Here is a 15,628-nt window from a genome sequence, read left to right as displayed (position 1 = left end):
GTTTGGGGCCCGGCCGGCCGGAGCGCGGCCCGGGGGGGGGCGGGCCCGGGCGGGGCGGGGCGGGGGGGCGGGGCGAGGGCGCGGGGCGGGCGGGGGTCCCCCCGGCCGGCCCTTCGCCTTCGCCCGTCCCCTGCGTCACCAGGTGCCGGTGAACGGCCTGTGGTTGCACGTCTCGCCGCAGGCGTCCTCGCGGGAGCTCCCCGCCGCGCGGATGCTGCTGTTCTCCGGGATGCCGACGACCTTGAACCGTACGGTGGCGGGAGCGGACTCCTGTGCGCCGAAGAGTGCGATGACGTCGACGGCGTGGTGGCCCGCCCGCCAGCGGTGGGCGTGAGTGAAGTGCCACTCCCCCTTCTCGTCGACCGCCGTCGCGCCGATCAGCCGTCCGCTCTCCATCAGCACGACCTTGGTGGCTCCCGGCTGGGTCCGGCCCGCGAAGCGCACCTTCGGTCCCGCGAACTTGTTCTCCTTCGGCGCGGTGATGACGGCGGGGGCCACTCCCGAGATCACCTGGAAGTGCTGCTCGGCCGTCGGTGAGCACCCGTCGGCCCGGAGACCGACGCACTGGATGAGGTGCTCCCCCGGCGTCCACTCGACCGCCCTGCGCCACAGCCACTGGCCCGCCACGCCCACACCGGTCCCGCCGATGTACTGGCCCTGCTCGAAGAAGAGCAGGTAGTCGGTGCCGGGCGCGGCCGTGCCCGAGAACTTGGTCATGGGACCCACCGTGGCGCCCGCGACCGGCCGGGCGAAGGTCGGCGCCTCGCCGGTGCGCATGCCGTAGGCGAGGGCCGATTCGGGCGACTGGACCGTGAACTCGTGGGAGACCGGAGGCAGCCCCTCGGGCTCCATGAGCGCCGCGATGTCCACGTCGGCCCGGGTGAGGACCGACCGCTCGACCAGGCCGGCGACGACCAGCCTGGCGACCTCGTAGGCCCCGGGGTGGTTCAGATGGCTGGAGTCGATGTTGCCGTCGGGGTGCAGGGGGTGCTCGCCGGCGTCGACCCAGCAGAAGTACTGGCGCAGCCGGGTCGGTCCGATCCTGGACCACAGGCTCATCGTGATGCCGGTGAGGTCGATCAAGGGGACGTTGCGCTCGGCGGCGGTCTCCGCCATCGCGCGCGGGTACTCGCCCCGGGTGTTCTTCACCTCGCCGGTCGCGGAGAAGGCGTACCGCGCGGTGGGGGTGACCATGACCGGCACTCCGCCCTCGCTGCGGATGTAGTCGGTGAAGAGCGCGAGAAGTTCCTGGTACTCCGGCACCGGGACGTAACGCATGCCGTTGTGGATCATGTGGTCCACGCCGCCGAAGCCGAGGAGGACGATGTCGCCGGGCTTCATCCGGTTGAGCAGCCCCGCGAAGCGTTCGGTGTAGTACTTGCGCGTGGTCATCGCGCTGCGCGCGTAGTTCGCGACCTCGATCGGGCCGACGAGCAGTTCCTGGATCTTCTGCCCCCACCCGGCCATGGGGGCCTCCTCGTCCGTGCGCGGCGCCGGAACGGAATCCCCGAGGACAAATATTGTGCGGTTCATTTTATCCCCATTCAAGGAGTTCTAGCGGTCGACGACGTTCATGGCCATGGCCCCTGACGCGGAGCAGTACGGGCGTACCTGGACGGGCTTTGCGGGGTGGACGCGCAGGAAGTCGGACGTCTCGTCCCCCACCACCGGTACGGCCGGGTACACGAACGCACCCTTGACGTCGGGGAAGTCCTCCAGGAGGTGGCACACGCGGAACTTGCGCCAGCTGTCGGGCGAGGGCTGGAGCCACCAGTCCCAGTCCTCCCAGCGGTCGAGGCGGTGGTCCACCACCCTTCTGACCGGTACCTCGGCGTGGAAGCCGTTGTCCGCGAGCACCCGGACGGGCACGGTGAAATTGGCGGGGTGCGGGCCGCGTCTGCTGACCACGAGGAGCGCCCCGGGCTCGATCCGGCTCGCGCCGCAGAGGACACCGGTCAGCGAGATCCCGTGCTCGTCGACCTCTACGGCGGTCGACTCGACGTGGTCCTCTCGCAGGACGGTGCGGAGCATCAGCTTGCCGTTCGGCTGCGCGTAGGGGAGGTTCCATCCGACCGGGGCCGGCCCGGAACCGGCCAGCACGGCGGCCCGCGCCCCGATCAGCTTCCGCGTGTCCCGGATCCCGGCCTTCATGTGGACGTTGACCGACTTGGCGTCGGACATGGTGACCCGCCACCGGCCGTCTCCGAGGTCCTCCAGGGCCGAGGGGGTCAGGGCGGCCGTGTAGCGCGTGCCCCCGTTGCCGAGCGGTTTGCGGGTGGTGCGCAGGGGCATGTCCGGCAGCCGCTTCCCGTCGGACGGGTTGTGCCGGAGGACGAACTGCCAGCGGTGCTTGCCGTCCTGCGGTCCGACGGCGGAGAACCGCAGCCATCCCGCGTCGTCCGCCGCGACGTCCACGGTGGCGGCGGCGACGGAGACGGGCGGTACGTTCGGCTGCGCGGCGGCGGTGCGCTTGCCGGGCGACGGCGCCCGGTAGCCGCGGTCCGCCGCGGCCCGGCGGCGCGCGGCGTCCTCGAACAGCTCGGTGTACCGTGCCGCCACCGCCTCGGGGTCGTAGCGCGCGGAGTTGCGCAGGGCGGCGACGCCCATGGCGCGGCGGAGCGCGTCGTCGGCCATCAGCGTGCGCAGCCCCTGGGCCACGGCCTCCGCGTCCTCGGTCCTGACCAGCAGGCCGTCCTCGCCGTGGCGCAGGATCTCCCGTGGCCCCACGGGGCAGTCGGTGGAGACGACGGGCAGCCCGCAGCGCATCGCCTCGACCAGGGTCATGCCGAAGGACTCGGCGCTGGAGGTGACGGCGGCGATGGACCCCTTGGCCCACTCCGACTCGATGGGGGAGAAGCCGCCCATGAGCAGTGCGCGGCCGGCGAGACCGAGTTCGGTGGCGAGCGCCCGCAGCTCGGCCGCCTCGCCTCCGTCCCCGTAGATCCGCAACTGCCAGTCCGGGAACTCGTCGGCGAGCATGCCGAACGCGCGGATCAGCAGGTCGTAGCGCTTGACCCGGTGCATACGCCCGGCGCTCACGATCACCTTGTGGGAGCCGTCGGACGGCTCGACCACGGGGCGCGGCACGCTGTTGGGAATGCCGATGACGGGAATGCCCGGGACCGGGGTGTTCTCCAGGAACGAGCGGGCGTCGGCCTCGGTGACGGTCGTCACGGCGTCGAGGCGCGGATAGACCCGGGCCATCTCGGCCCGGACGGCGGGCGGGATGGCCAGGTGCGTCATGTGCTCCTGTGCGACGCGCAGGGCGGAGTCCCGGGTGTACCGCGCCACGAACAGGTTCAGGCTGGGCCTGGTGCCCACCACCACGTCCGCGCCGGTCCTGCTGAGGTCCTGGATGATCCTCGCGTCGGTGAACTTGCTGTACTGCGCGTAGAACTCCTCCTGGCGCGGGACGACCTCGCTCGGCTCGTCGCTTCCCGCGGCCTTCAGGTCCGCCGATCCGGCGCGCAGGTCCACCAGGGCCCGTACGGCGATGCGGGGGGAGATCTCGAACTTCGTCGCGGTGGCCCGTCTGAAGACCGAGACGATCTCCACCTCGTGGCGGACCGCCAGCGCTTCGGCGAGGTTGATCACCGTACGGTTGGTGCCGCCGATGCCGTAGATGTTGTTGATGAGGAAGGAGATCTTCACCGGACCTCACGATCCCTCTGCTCGAACGGGCTCGGCACGGGGAAGTAGGACTCCAGGAACGTGTTGAGCATGACGGTCTGCCGGTTCACGTCGAAGCTGTCGGAGACCGTGTCGTTGATGCAGAACGCCTGCCGGTCACGCCGGGCCAGCAGGATGCCGAGCCGTCTGGAGATCTCCGGCTTCGCCAGATCGAGGTAGGCGAAGCTGATGTCGGAGGGCACGGCTCGTCCTGTGAAGTACGCGTAGTAGTGGTAGAGCGAGGACGGGATGGAGATGTCCGTCGCGCTGCGGAACCTGCTGTGCGAGGTGCTGTGGTGCGCCTCGGCGAACTCCTTCTCCATCTCGTAGAGGACACTGCGCCGCAGGGCGTACGGCGCGTGCCGGAGCTTCTGCACGATGGCGGAGCCGAAGCTGTCAAGGATGATCTTCCGGTTGTTCTTCCCGGCGGCGTCGACCGGCCGGTCCCCGACGGAGAGGCCCCACCTGGGGACCTGCGAGGGGGAGAAGAAGGTGCGGGTCATCCCGTTCGACAGGAAGAAGTCCTTGGGCGTGGTCGGGCAGCCCAGGAACATGTCGTCGTTGAAGTACAGGAAGTGCTCGGACAGGCCGTCGATGTGGTGCAACTGGCTCTCGATGGCATGCGAGTTGTAGGTCGGCAGGGCGGCCTGGTCCTGGAATATCTCGGTGTGGTCGACCACCGTGAGCCGGGAGCTGCGCAGGCTGAGCCACTCGGGACGCTGCCGGTCGGTCACCAGGTAGACGTGGCGCACCCAGGGGGCGTTCTGTTCCAGCGCCCTCAGCGAGTAGCGGAGCTCGTCGCGGCTGATGTAGCGGGCCGCGTTCGCCGACTCGGCGTGGTAGCCGCCTTCGCCGTACCGGGCACGGCGCCGCTGCCACTCCGGCGCCGATCCGTCCACCCAGGTGTAGACGACGTCGACGGGGAAACGCACGTCCTCGGGAAGCACGTCGGCGCACGCCTCGATCGTGCGCACCGACCGGGTGCGGCGGGTGTGCAGGGCGGCGAAGCCGGTCAGCCGGCTGACGGGGACGTCGACCCGCGGCTCGTCCAGGGCGACGTCCTCGGTGACCCGGTTCGGCCGGGGCGCGACGAGCCTCCCGTCCTCGGGCCGCCAGAACTCGATGTCGCAGCCGTAACGGAGGCCCAGCACCAGCGAGTTGCCCGGATCGGCCCACACCATCCCGGTGCGCAGCACCCGTGCCCGGCTGCCGGTGCGACGGGCCCGGGCGGAGCCGCACAGGGCCGATCGGCCGGCGAGCCGCTCCCCGGAGAGCGCGGAGACGTACACGGGGGCGGTACGGCGGGTCGTTGCGAGGGCGGCCACGACGCGCTGCCGGTCCGCCTCCGAGACGCCGAGGACGGATCTGAAGTCGGAGTTGCCCCGGACGGCGAAGTAGTCGATGCCCGCCTCCTCCAGGAGCGAGACGATCAGCTCCAGGTTCGCCTCCCGCAGGCCCAGCGGGGAGGCGGTGGACCGCACGAGCGCGATCATCCCTCCCCGCCCCGAGAGCACCGCGAGGCTCTCCGAGGCGCGGAAGAGGTGCGGCCAGCGGCGGCGTGCGCGGCGCCCCCGGACGAAGCGCGCGGCCAGGGTGAGGATGTGGAGGCGCCGCAGCAGTCCCTTGAGCCCGGTGCGCAGACGCATGGGGACGCGACGGGCGACGCGGCGTCTCAGGGAGCGTGGAACGAAAGTGCGGTACACCCCGACGACAGCGGATGCCTCCGGATTACTTGTGCTCACGTGTACGTTTCCGGGTCCTCTGGATGGCCGTGCTCAAACGGACTTGCCACGGGGAAGTAGCGGTGCAGGAAGTCGACGACCGCCTTGCTGCCGCCACGCCGGAGAGCCTCGTCGCTCCCGAGCCCGAAGAAGTGGAGCTGTTGCAGGTCGCGCCGTGCGAGCAGCCGGTCGAGCTGCAAAGTGATGCCGGGGAGGGCCGCGTGCACGACCGCCGTGGTCCCGCCCGACGGATCGGCGAGCCCGTGGGCGTACGCGAAGTGGTGGACCAGCCCGTCGGCCGGGTGGGATCCGGGGAGCTTCGGGTGCGTCTGGCCGTCGGCCGGGGTCTCCATCACCGCCCCGCTCTCCGCGAGCCGGCTGAGGACGGAGCAGGTGTACGGCTGGGGCCCGGGGGCGAAGGACTGCGTCACGGCACGGCCGGTCGCCGAGTACGCCTGCGCGGTCCAGGGGGCGAAGGACTCCTCGGCGGTCCAGATCCCCTGCCGGGGCCGGGTCGTGCCCGTCGGCGTGAAGTAGTCGAACGGGCGCGTGGGACGTCCGAGCAGGGCGCCGGGCCGGAACACCAGGAAGTGCTCGGCGATGTCGGGGAGGAGATGGAGGTGGCCCTCGGCCCCGTGCCGGCCGGGGACCACGGTGAGCCTGCCGTCGTCGCCCTTCAGCCATCCGGGCACCGGTTCCTGGGCCACCACGTGGACGACGTCGACCCACGGGGCGTATTGGTGCAGGGAGCGCAGGGATGCCCGCAGGAGCTCCTCGCCCCAGGCGCCCGGGTGCTGCCACAGCAGCACGGCGTCGACGGGGAAGGCGATCTCCTCGAGCCGGGAGATGTCGAACTGTTCCAGGGTGACCGACGGGTCCATGTCACCGTCGATGTCGCAGTAGCCCGAGAGCCGGTCGAAGCCGATCTCGATGCCCACGGCGTCCCTGGAGACGACGCGCTGGACACGGTTGGGCCGGGGCCCCACGAGACGCTCGTGCGGCAGATCGGTGTTGACCGTCCAGAACTCGATCTCGATGCCCTGGTCCTCGCCCACCCAGAGGTTCTCGGTGGGTTCGGTGCGCAGCCAGGTGATCCGGATGGCCCTTGCCCTGCCGTAGTTCTTCCAGGCCTTGAGGTGGCTGCCCGGGACCATGCGGGTGTCGTTGTTGACCGGGGTCGCCGAGACGACGTATCCGGTGTGCTCCTCGAGCAGCGCGCGCAGGACCCTGCGGACCTGGCCCTTGTCCTGCTGCTCGACGGCGAGGCAGATGCGCCGGTCGTCGAGCGCGGGCACCGCGAACCAGGGGATGTCGGCGGCATCCAGGGCCGAGGTGACCAGGTCGTGGTCGAGCCGGCGCGCCAGGTCGACGGTCAGGCCCTGGTGCACGTGCCCGACACGGCCGTCCGGCGTGCGCGTCCTTCGTTCGGACGCGCTCGCGAAGTCCCCTTTCCTGACCAGCCGCAGCGCGCGTCGGTGCAGGCGCGCCTCGCGGCGGTTCAGGGTGCGCAGGAGTCCGCCCTTGACCTTGCGCCGGACCCTGGGCGGCACCCGGCTGCCCGCTACGGCACGCACCGGCTGGGGGACGATGCGCTTGTAGACCCGTGCCGCAGAACTCGAATCGGTCATGTCATGAACCCCGATTCATCGCTCGTAGGGACTGGTGACGGGGAAGTAGGCGTTGAGGAATCCATCGAGCAGCTCCTGCTGCGCCTCGATGTCCTCCGGCGTGGAGAACGCGTCGTTCAGGCAGAAGGAGTCCTGGCTCCGGCCGTCGAGGAGCCGCTGCAGCCGGTCGGCGAGATCGGGGACAGCCAGCTGGAGGTAGGTGAAGGGCATGGTGCCGGGCTGCGCGCGGCCGGTGAGCGCCGCGTAGTAGAGGCCGAAGGACGAGGTCGTGGACAGGTCCGTCATGGCCCGGAAGCGGCTGGCGGCCGTACGGGCCCATGCCTGGGGGAAGTCGCGCTCGGCTTCCTCCATCGCGCTGCGGCGCAGCGCGTAGGGAATGTGCTCCATGGGCTGGGTGATCACCCTGCCGAAGCGTTCCTTCAGGAGGGCGCGGTTGTTCTTGCAGGCGGCGTCGACGGGGGTGTCGGTCTCGACGACCGGACCCTGGGGTATCCGGTTGCGCGAGGGGAAGTACCGCGCCGTCCCGCTGGGTGTGAAGAAGGCGTGCGGCGCCACCGGACGGCCGATGAACATGTCGTCGTTGAAGTACAGGAAGTGCTCGGACAGCCCCTCGATGTGGTGCAGCTGGCTCTCGATCGAGTGCGAGTTGAACGTCGGCAGGTCGGCCGGGTTCCGGAAGATCTCCCGGTGGCTCACCACGCGGATGCCGGGTACGTCCTCCCGGAGCCAGGCTGGGACCTGGTCGTCGGTGACGATGTGGATGTCCCGGATCCACGGGGCGAACATGTGGAGCGACCTGACCGAGTACCGCAGTTCGTCGCGGCTGATGAAGCGGGCGTCGCTCGCGGACTCCGCGTGATACACCTCACCCTTCGCCGCCGCCTTGCGCTGCTGCCACGCGGGGTCGTTCCCGTCCACCCACGTGTAGACGGCGTCGACCGGGAAGGCGATGTCCTCGACACAGCTCACCAGGAACTCGGGCCGGGTGGCGAGCGGGGGCGCGTCACGCCGCGAGGTGTGGTCGGACACGAAGCGGCTGAACAGGCGCGGGGCTCCGAGGACGTTGCCCCCCTCCCCCGAGACCGCCCAGGTGACGCGGTTGGCCCGGGGTGCCACGAGGTGGGTCCCCTGCCATCTCCAGAACTCCACCGTGCAGCCGTACTCGTGGCCCATCAGCAGGTGCCTGCCGGGGTCGGTGCGGTACCAGCTGACCTGCACGGCGCACGCCGTACGGACACCGCGCCACGCCTTGGGGTCCCGGGACGAGCGCGGGGCGACGGGCGCGGCCTGGGCCGGATCGATGACGCTCAGGTGACCGGCGTACTGCCCCATCCCCCGGAAGAGGGCGCCGAGGACGGCTTCCCTGTCCTCCTCGGCGACGGCGACGACGGTCCCGTGGTCCGAGGTTCCACGCACGGCGAAGAAGGACACCCCGGCGGACCCGAGGAGGTCGGCGACCGCGGAGCGATTGGCCTCCCGGGCACCGAGAGGCGTGAGTCCCGGCTCGACGTAGACGTCGTCCGTGGCGCCGCCCGGCAGGCTCGGCCGCGCAGGGGGTGCGGGCGCGGTCGCGAGCGGGGTCGGCACGGGGCCGGGAGCCGCCTCCGCGACGGGCCGCACAGCGGGCCCAGGAATGATCGTCAACTCCGCCACCCCCCACCAGGGCCGGACCGTCGCCGCCGCACGCGCCATCTCTCCTTGATCTGCCTGCGGTCGGTGACCAGCAGCGCCTTCGCGGATCCCCCGTGGATGCCGCTGCTCCGCGAGCCTCAATCGCCACAAGTGGTCTTGAATGGCAACTGAAAGAACTTTCAACTTTCACAGAGCGCTCACATCTTCATCAGTTGTTGGCTCCGTGTCAATGTCGGACTCGAAAGCCACAAACCGCCAAAAGTGTCTATATCGGGAACATATCGACCATGGCGCCGATGACCGACAGGTCTCGCGCGCGGGTTCGAATGTCAGACGCGTACGGCGGGCCCCATGGCCAGGCCGGGTTCCGGGTTCTGCCGGGCGACGCACAGCGCCCCGTCGGCGCCGATCGTCGCCAGCACCACACGCCCCGCGCTGTCGACCGCCAGGGCGGGAGGCATGCCGGTCCGCTCACCGGTCGGCGACCACCACAGGCCGCCCCCCTCGTTCTCGGTGCCGCACGCCGCCACCATGACGTTCCCGTCGGGATCGCGATGAGCCAGCACCGTGCAGTCGTAACCGTCGAGCACGGCCCTGAGGACGGAGATCGGGCCCTCGGCCGGGATGCCGCCCAGCGGGATCACCCAGCCCCCGAGCCGATAGGCCATCACGCCACCCGTCGCGGGATCGGTCCAGTAGTACGTGCACCGGCCCGGGGCGGTCTCCAGCGCCGTCACACTGGCCGGAGCCATCTGGACCGGTATGTCCTGCTCCCGCGTGAAGGCTCCGCCCGGAGCGGTCTGGCGCCAGTGCATCGCGGCGCCCGACCCCTGGACGAGGAGGTCCACGGCGCCCGAGCCGCCCGGCGTCACGGCGATGCCCTCCTCGGCGTTACGGGCGTTCAGGTTGTGCCAGGACTCCCACGCGCCGTCCTTGTCGTCGCGGCGGAGCATCACCCCGCCGGCGCCGGTCCGCACGAAGAAGTTCAGCTGCCCGGCCCGGCCCACGGCGCCGACCGGCGCGCCCATCCCGGACGCCTGGTCGGTGCTCTTGCGCGGATTGCCGAGCGAGTGCCACGAGCTGAGAGCCCGGCCGCTCTGGTACTGGATGGCATGCATCACATCGACGACGGGCGGTCCGTCCTTCTTCGGGACGGCACGGCGGCCGAGGAAGTGCACGTATCCGTCGGCGCCCTGCGCGAGGGAGAGGTGCGTCAGACGCGGAATCCTGAAGAGGTCCGGGCCGGACCACTCCGGCCCTCCTGGCCGCGTCTCCGTCCACCGGAGCACCCCGTCCGCGTGGCGCGCGTAGGCCGTGAGCCGTCCGTCCTTGCCGCGCAGCAGCCACTGCCCGGCGACGGCGCCCACGGCCGCGTGGCGTTCACCGCTCCCGTCGTACCGAACAGCTCGCACCGGGGTCGCCCCCCGGTCGGCGCGCCCAGACTTGACCCGCATGATGTGAGGTCGTCCTTCCCACGATTCCCCGCCCGGACCCGGCACCGGCTGCTGCTCGGCCGTCCGCGTCAGGGACGCGCGAAGGGTCTGGCACCCGCCATCATAGAATCTCCGTTCGATCGCAACCGAACTGCCGTCCGGCGTTCACCTTCGCCCGGTGCCGGAGTTCGACGCCCCCCGACGACCTGAACACATGTGTACGGGAGGCGAAGAGCCCGCGAAGAATTACACACGATTCGAAAATTTGTCTATACTACTCGGCCAGCCCCCCACATGAGTGGACCGGCCCCACCCGAGTCCCCAACTCCGCAGCCAGCCCTCACGGGCCACAGACCAAGGGACTCGTGCAGGATGAGCCACGACGACGTACCCCCGGGCCCGCGCGCCTCTCGACGGGCGGAAGCGCCCAAGCGCGGCCGGAAGAAGGAACGCAAGCGCCGCCGCGGCCTGAAGATCACGCTCGGTGTGCTGGTCCTCCTCCTGCTCGCCGGCGGCGGCACGGCGTACTGGATGTACCAGGACCTCGACGGCAACATCAAGGGCGTCGACATCGACAAGGCGCTCGGCGAGGACCGTCCCGAGAAGCTCCCCACCACCGGCCAGAACCTGCTCGTCCTCGGTTCCGACTCGCGCGCCGGGGCGGAGAACAAGGAGCTGGGCGGGGGCGGCGGTGTCAGCGGGGCCCGTTCCGACACCGCGCTGGTGGTGCACATACCCGAGGGCCGCACCGAGGCCACCGCGGTCTCCATCCCGCGCGACACCCTCGTGACCAGGCCCGAGTGCGTCAAGGGCGACGGTTCGAAGATGGCGTCCGCGGAGCGGGTCATGTTCAACTCCGTCTACTCCCAGGTCGGTCCGGCCTGCGTGGTCAAGACCGTGGAGAAGATGTCCGGGGTCAGGATCGACCACTACCTGGAGATCAACTTCGCGGGGTTCAAGGACCTGGTGGACGCGATCGGCGGGGTCACCGTCAAGGTCGACGAACCGATCAAGGACAAGGCCTCGGGGCTCGACCTGACCGCCGGCACGCACAAGCTCGACGGCACCCAGTCCCTCGCCTACGTACGCACCCGGCACGGCGTGGGCGACGGCAGTGACCTCGGCCGGATCGGGCTCCAGCAGCAGTTCCTGCTCGCGCTGCTCACCGAGATCAAGTCGCAGGACCTGCTGGGCAGTCCGACGAGCACGTACAAGATCGCCAACTCCGCGACCAAGTCGCTCACGACCGACGAAGGGCTCGCCTCGCTGACCTCCCTCGCGGAGTTCGCCCGTTCGATGAACGGCGTCGATCCCTCCTCGATGGAGACGATCATGCTGCCGGTCGCCTACGACAAGCAGGACCCGAACCGCGTGGTGGCGGCCGAGCCGCAGGCCGCCTCCCTGTGGAAGGCGATCCGGACGGACGGCACCATCCCCGAGTCCGCGAAGAAGTCCCCGGCCACCGGCGGCTGACCTGGCATCCTTCGGGGATGACCGGTGACAGCACTCTGGTGATCGTCGACGCCGCCAACGTGGTGGGGTCGGTGCCCGACGGCTGGTGGCGCGACCGGCACGGCGCGGCCGAGCGGCTGCGGGACTCGCTGGTCCCGTACGCCGCCGAGGGGATCCCGGGTCACACCACCGGCCCCGTCGAGCTCGTGCTCGTCGTGGAGGGCGCCGCGCGGCAGGTCGTCCCCGTGCCGGGCGTACGCGTGGAGGCGGCGTCCGGCAGCGGGGACGATCTGATCGCCGGGCTGGCCGCCGCCGCCCACGGCGTGCGGCCCTGCCTCGTCGTCACGGCCGATCGCGGACTGCGGCAGCGGTGCGAGGCGTACGGGGCCCGGTGCACGGGCCCTCGCACGGTACGGCCGCTGCCGCCCCCACCCGGAGCGTGACCGGTCAACGGGCCTTCGACATACGGCTGTTGCGCCGCCCGTACGCGAAGTAGATGATCACGCCGAGTACCATCCAGATCCCGAACCTGAGCCATGTCTCCGCCGGCAGGTTCAGCATCAGCCAGACCGACGCGGCCACCGAGACGATCGGCAGCAGCGGAACCCACGGGGTGCGGAAGGCGCGGTGCAGCTCGGGGCGGGTGCGCCGCAGCACGATCACGCCGAGGGCGACGACGACGAACGCGAAGAGCGTGCCGATGTTCACCAGGGTCGCGAGCTCGTTGATGCTCGTGAAGCCGGCCACGATCGCGATGATCACGCCGAGCAGGATGGTCGGGCGGTACGGGGTGCCGAAGCGGGGGTGCGTCACCGAGAAGAACCTCGGGAGCAGCCCGTCGCGGCTCATCGCGAAGAACACCCGGGTCTGGCCGAGCAGCAGGATCATGCAGACCGTCGTGAGGCCGACCGCCGCGCCGAAGCTGATCACACCCGCGTAGAAGGGGTGCCCGACCGCCTTGAACGCGTCGGCGAGCGGGGCGCTGACCGAGAGTTCGCTGTAGTTCTGCATGCCGGTGACCACGAGGGAGACGGCGACGTAGAGCAGGGTGCAGATGACCAGCGAGGCGAGGATGCCGCGTGGCATGTCACGCTGCGGGAGCTTGGTCTCCTCGGCCGCGGTGGCCACCACGTCGAAGCCGATGAAGGCGAAGAAGACGACGGACGCGGCGGTGAAGATGCCCATGACGCCGAAGTTCGTCGGTTCGTAGCCGAAGATCAGCTGGACCAGCGGGGCGTCGAGCCCTGACCCGCCCTCCTGCTTCGCGGCCTCGGGGATGAAGGGCGTGTAGTTGGAGGCCTTGATGAAGAAGAGCCCGGCGATGATCACGATGAAGACGACGGCCAGCTTGATGGCGACGACGACCGTGGTCACCCGGGCGGAGAGCTTCATCCCGAGCACCAGGATGACCGTCAGGATCAGCACCAGGGCGAACGCCAGGATGTCGAAGCCGAAACCGCTCGCCACGTCCGGGCCGGAGAGCACCTCAGGCATGGTCCAGCCGACGTTGTCCATCAGCGAGCGGACGTAGCCGGACCAGCCGACGGCCACGACGGCGGTGCCGAGGGCGAATTCCAGCACCAGGTCCCAGCCGATGATCCAGGCGACGAGCTCACCCAGCGAGGCGTAGGAGAAGGTGTACGCCGATCCGGCCACCGGGACGGTGGAGGCGAATTCCGCGTAGCAGAGCGCGGCGAGGGCGCAGACGATGCCCGCCGCGACGAAGGCGAGGGCCGTCGCGGGGCCCGCTGTCTCCTTGGCGACCTTGCCCGTGAGGACGAAGATCCCGGTGCCGATGATGACCCCCACTCCGAAGACCGTGAGGTCCAGCGCGGAGAGGGACTTCTTGAGCGCGTGCTCCGGTTCCTCTGTGTCACGGATGGACTGTTCGACCGTCTTGGTCCTGAACAGTCCGTCTCCGCTGGGCGGCATGTCCTGCTGCGTGCTCACCGGCGTACCTCCACGCACTCGTCGTGCACGCCATGATTCGTAACCAGCCGCCCCCGGCAGCCACCGCGCCGCCCGATTTCACGCGAATGGGCCGGTCGGACCACCCGCGCGGGGTGGCGACCGGCCCAGTGGGCACGCGGGGTGGATCAGTCGCGGACGGGCGCCACGGCCCGGCTCTCGTACCGTCCGTCGAGCTTGGCGACCAGGCCGGTGACCTGCCGGGCGATGTCCGGTGCGGTCAGCCCGATCTCCGCCATGACCTCGCCCCGCGAGGCGTGGTCGAGGAAGACCGGCGGGATGCCGAAGTCGCGCAGCGGTACGTCGACGTCCGCGTCCCGCAGTGCCTGGGCGATGGCGGAGCCGACACCGCCGGCCCGGCTGTTGTCCTCGACGGTGACGACGACCCGGTGCTCCGCGGCGAGCGGGGCGAGGGCCTCGTCGACGGGCTTGACCCAGCGCGGGTCGACGACCGTCGTGGAGATGCCCTGGGCGTCCAGCAGAGCGGCGATCTCCAGACACATCGGCGCGAGGGCGCCGACGGACACCAGAAGGACGTCCGGAGTGTCCGTGCCCGCCGTGCGCAGGATGTCCATGCCGCCCGCCGTACCGACGGCCTTGACCGCCGGGCCGACCGCGCCCTTGGAGAAGCGGACGACGGTGGGGGCGTCGTCGACGTCGACGGCCTCGCGCAGCTGAGCGCGGACCTGGTCGGCGTCGCGCGGGGCGGCGATGCGCAGGGTCGGCACGCACTGGAGGATCGACATGTCCCACATGCCGTTGTGCGAGGCGCCGTCCGTGCCGGTGACACCGGCACGGTCCAGGACGAAGGTCACGCCGCACCTGTGCAGGGCGACGTCCATCAGGACCTGGTCGAACGCGCGGTTCAGGAAGGTCGCGTAGACCGCGAAGACGGGGTGCAGCCCGCCGGTGGCCAGGCCCGCCGCGGAGACGGCGCCGTGCTGCTCGGCGATCCCGACGTCGTAGATGCGGTCCGGGAAGGCCTCCTCGAACTTGCCGAGGCCGACCGGCTGGAGCATGGCCGCGGTGATGGCGACGATGTCCTCGCGCTCCTGGCCGAGCTTGACCATCTCCTCGCCGAAGACCGAGGTCCAGTCGAGGCCGGAGGTGGAGATGGGCAGCCCCGTGTCCGGGTGGATCTTGCCGACCGCGTGGAAGCGGTCCGCCTCGTCCTGGAGCGCCGGGGTGTAGCCGCGGCCCTTCTCGGTGAGGCAGTGGACGATGACGGGGCCGCCGAAGCGCTTGGCCCGCTGCAGCGCCGACTCCAGGGCCTCGATGTCGTGCCCGTCGATGGGGCCGACGTACTTCAGGCCGAGGTCCTCGAACATGCCCTGGGGGGCGATGAAGTCCTTGAGGCCCTTCTTCGCGCCGTGCAGCGTCTCGTACAGCGGCTTGCCGACGACGGGCGTGCGCTCCAGGAGGTCCTTGCCACGGGCCAGGAACCGCTCGTACCCGTCGGTGGTGCGCAGGGTGGCGAGGTGGTTCGCGAGGCCGCCGATCGTCGGGGCGTAGGAGCGCTCGTTGTCGTTGACGACGATGACGAGGGGCCGGTCCTTGGCGGCGGCGATGTTGTTCAGCGCCTCCCAGGCCATACCGCCCGTGAGCGCGCCGTCACCGATGACGGCGACGACGTGGTCCTCCTTGCCCAGGACCTCGTTGGCCTTGGCGAGGCCGTCGGCCCAGCCGAGCACCGTCGAGGCGTGCGAGTTCTCGATGACGTCGTGCTCGGACTCGGCGCGGGACGGGTAGCCGGAGAGGCCGCCCTTGCTCTTGAGCTTCGAGAAGTCCTGCCGGCCGGTGAGCAGCTTGTGCACGTAGCTCTGGTGGCCTGTGTCGAAGAGGACCTTGTCCTGCGGGGACTCGAAGACCCGGTGCAGGGCGATGGTCAGCTCGACCACGCCCAGGTTCGGGCCGAGGTGGCCGCCGGTCTTGGACACCGCCTCGACGAGGAAGGTACGGATCTCGCCGGCGAGCTGGTCCAGCTGCTCGGAGTCGAGCCGGTCCAGGTCGCGCGGTCCCCTGATGCGGGTCAGCAGATCCACCCGTGCCTCCTTGCGTGTGAGCTGGTCGAGCGAGTCGATCCGATGAGTCTAATGTTCCGCCGGCGGACCCGGTCATCGGGCGG

The 15,628-nt window shown here is 70.5% G+C and carries 10 protein-coding genes; 2 read left to right on the top strand and 8 right to left on the bottom strand.

Annotation, left to right across the window (positions count from 1 at the left end):
- Positions 1 to 135 precede the first annotated feature (135 nt).
- From ACFY8O_RS31670 to ACFY8O_RS31645, 6 genes are all read right to left on the bottom strand, one after another.
- On the bottom strand, positions 136 to 1,533 hold the full coding sequence (locus tag ACFY8O_RS31670) for a GDSL-type esterase/lipase family protein (protein ID WP_145812051.1): 1,398 nt from the start codon (positions 1,531 to 1,533) through the stop codon (positions 136 to 138).
- A 21-nt stretch (positions 1,534 to 1,554) separates the two neighbouring features.
- Positions 1,555 to 3,651: a glycosyltransferase family 4 protein gene (locus ACFY8O_RS31665; RefSeq protein WP_387908522.1), complete on the bottom strand. Its 2,097-nt coding sequence runs from the start codon at positions 3,649 to 3,651 to the stop codon at positions 1,555 to 1,557.
- Positions 3,648 to 5,411 (bottom strand): stealth family protein, encoded by a 1,764-nt coding sequence (locus tag ACFY8O_RS31660; RefSeq protein WP_145812054.1) that lies wholly within the window; start codon positions 5,409 to 5,411, stop codon positions 3,648 to 3,650. Before ACFY8O_RS31660 ends, ACFY8O_RS31665 begins: the two co-directional genes overlap by 4 nt.
- A complete protein-coding gene (locus tag ACFY8O_RS31655) occupies positions 5,408 to 7,018 on the bottom strand; it encodes a sugar phosphotransferase (protein ID WP_387908519.1) in 1,611 nt (536 codons plus the stop codon). The genes ACFY8O_RS31660 and ACFY8O_RS31655 overlap by 4 nt, the downstream gene beginning before the upstream one ends.
- Before the next feature lie 15 nt (positions 7,019 to 7,033).
- Positions 7,034 to 8,710, bottom strand: coding sequence for a stealth family protein (locus ACFY8O_RS31650; RefSeq protein ID WP_145812058.1), 1,677 nt, complete (start codon positions 8,708 to 8,710; stop codon positions 7,034 to 7,036).
- 269 nt (positions 8,711 to 8,979) lie between these two features.
- Positions 8,980 to 10,104: a hypothetical protein gene (locus ACFY8O_RS31645; RefSeq protein ID WP_387908517.1), complete on the bottom strand. Its 1,125-nt coding sequence runs from the start codon at positions 10,102 to 10,104 to the stop codon at positions 8,980 to 8,982.
- A 351-nt stretch (positions 10,105 to 10,455) separates the two neighbouring features.
- Here ACFY8O_RS31645 and ACFY8O_RS31640 point away from each other — a divergent pair, with 351 nt between their 5' ends.
- A complete protein-coding gene (locus tag ACFY8O_RS31640; RefSeq protein ID WP_387908515.1) occupies positions 10,456 to 11,556 on the top strand; it encodes an LCP family protein in 1,101 nt (366 codons plus the stop codon).
- A gap of 17 nt (positions 11,557 to 11,573) precedes the next feature.
- Positions 11,574 to 11,978, top strand: coding sequence for an NTP pyrophosphohydrolase (locus tag ACFY8O_RS31635; protein ID WP_387908513.1), 405 nt, complete (start codon positions 11,574 to 11,576; stop codon positions 11,976 to 11,978).
- 4 nt (positions 11,979 to 11,982) lie between these two features.
- Here the strand turns inward: ACFY8O_RS31635 and ACFY8O_RS31630 are convergent, their stop codons facing one another.
- On the bottom strand, positions 11,983 to 13,467 hold the full coding sequence (locus ACFY8O_RS31630; RefSeq protein WP_387908700.1) for an amino acid permease: 1,485 nt from the start codon (positions 13,465 to 13,467) through the stop codon (positions 11,983 to 11,985).
- Between the two features lie 164 nt (positions 13,468 to 13,631).
- On the bottom strand, positions 13,632 to 15,545 hold the full coding sequence (dxs, locus tag ACFY8O_RS31625) for a 1-deoxy-D-xylulose-5-phosphate synthase (RefSeq protein ID WP_145812067.1): 1,914 nt from the start codon (positions 15,543 to 15,545) through the stop codon (positions 13,632 to 13,634).
- Between the last annotated feature and the right edge of the window lie 83 nt (positions 15,546 to 15,628).

The organism is Streptomyces argenteolus, from assembly GCF_042902585.1.
GTDB classification, from domain to species: Bacteria; Actinomycetota; Actinomycetes; order Streptomycetales; family Streptomycetaceae; genus Streptomyces; species Streptomyces argenteolus.
This window is presented reverse-complemented; position numbering and strand designations above follow the sequence as displayed.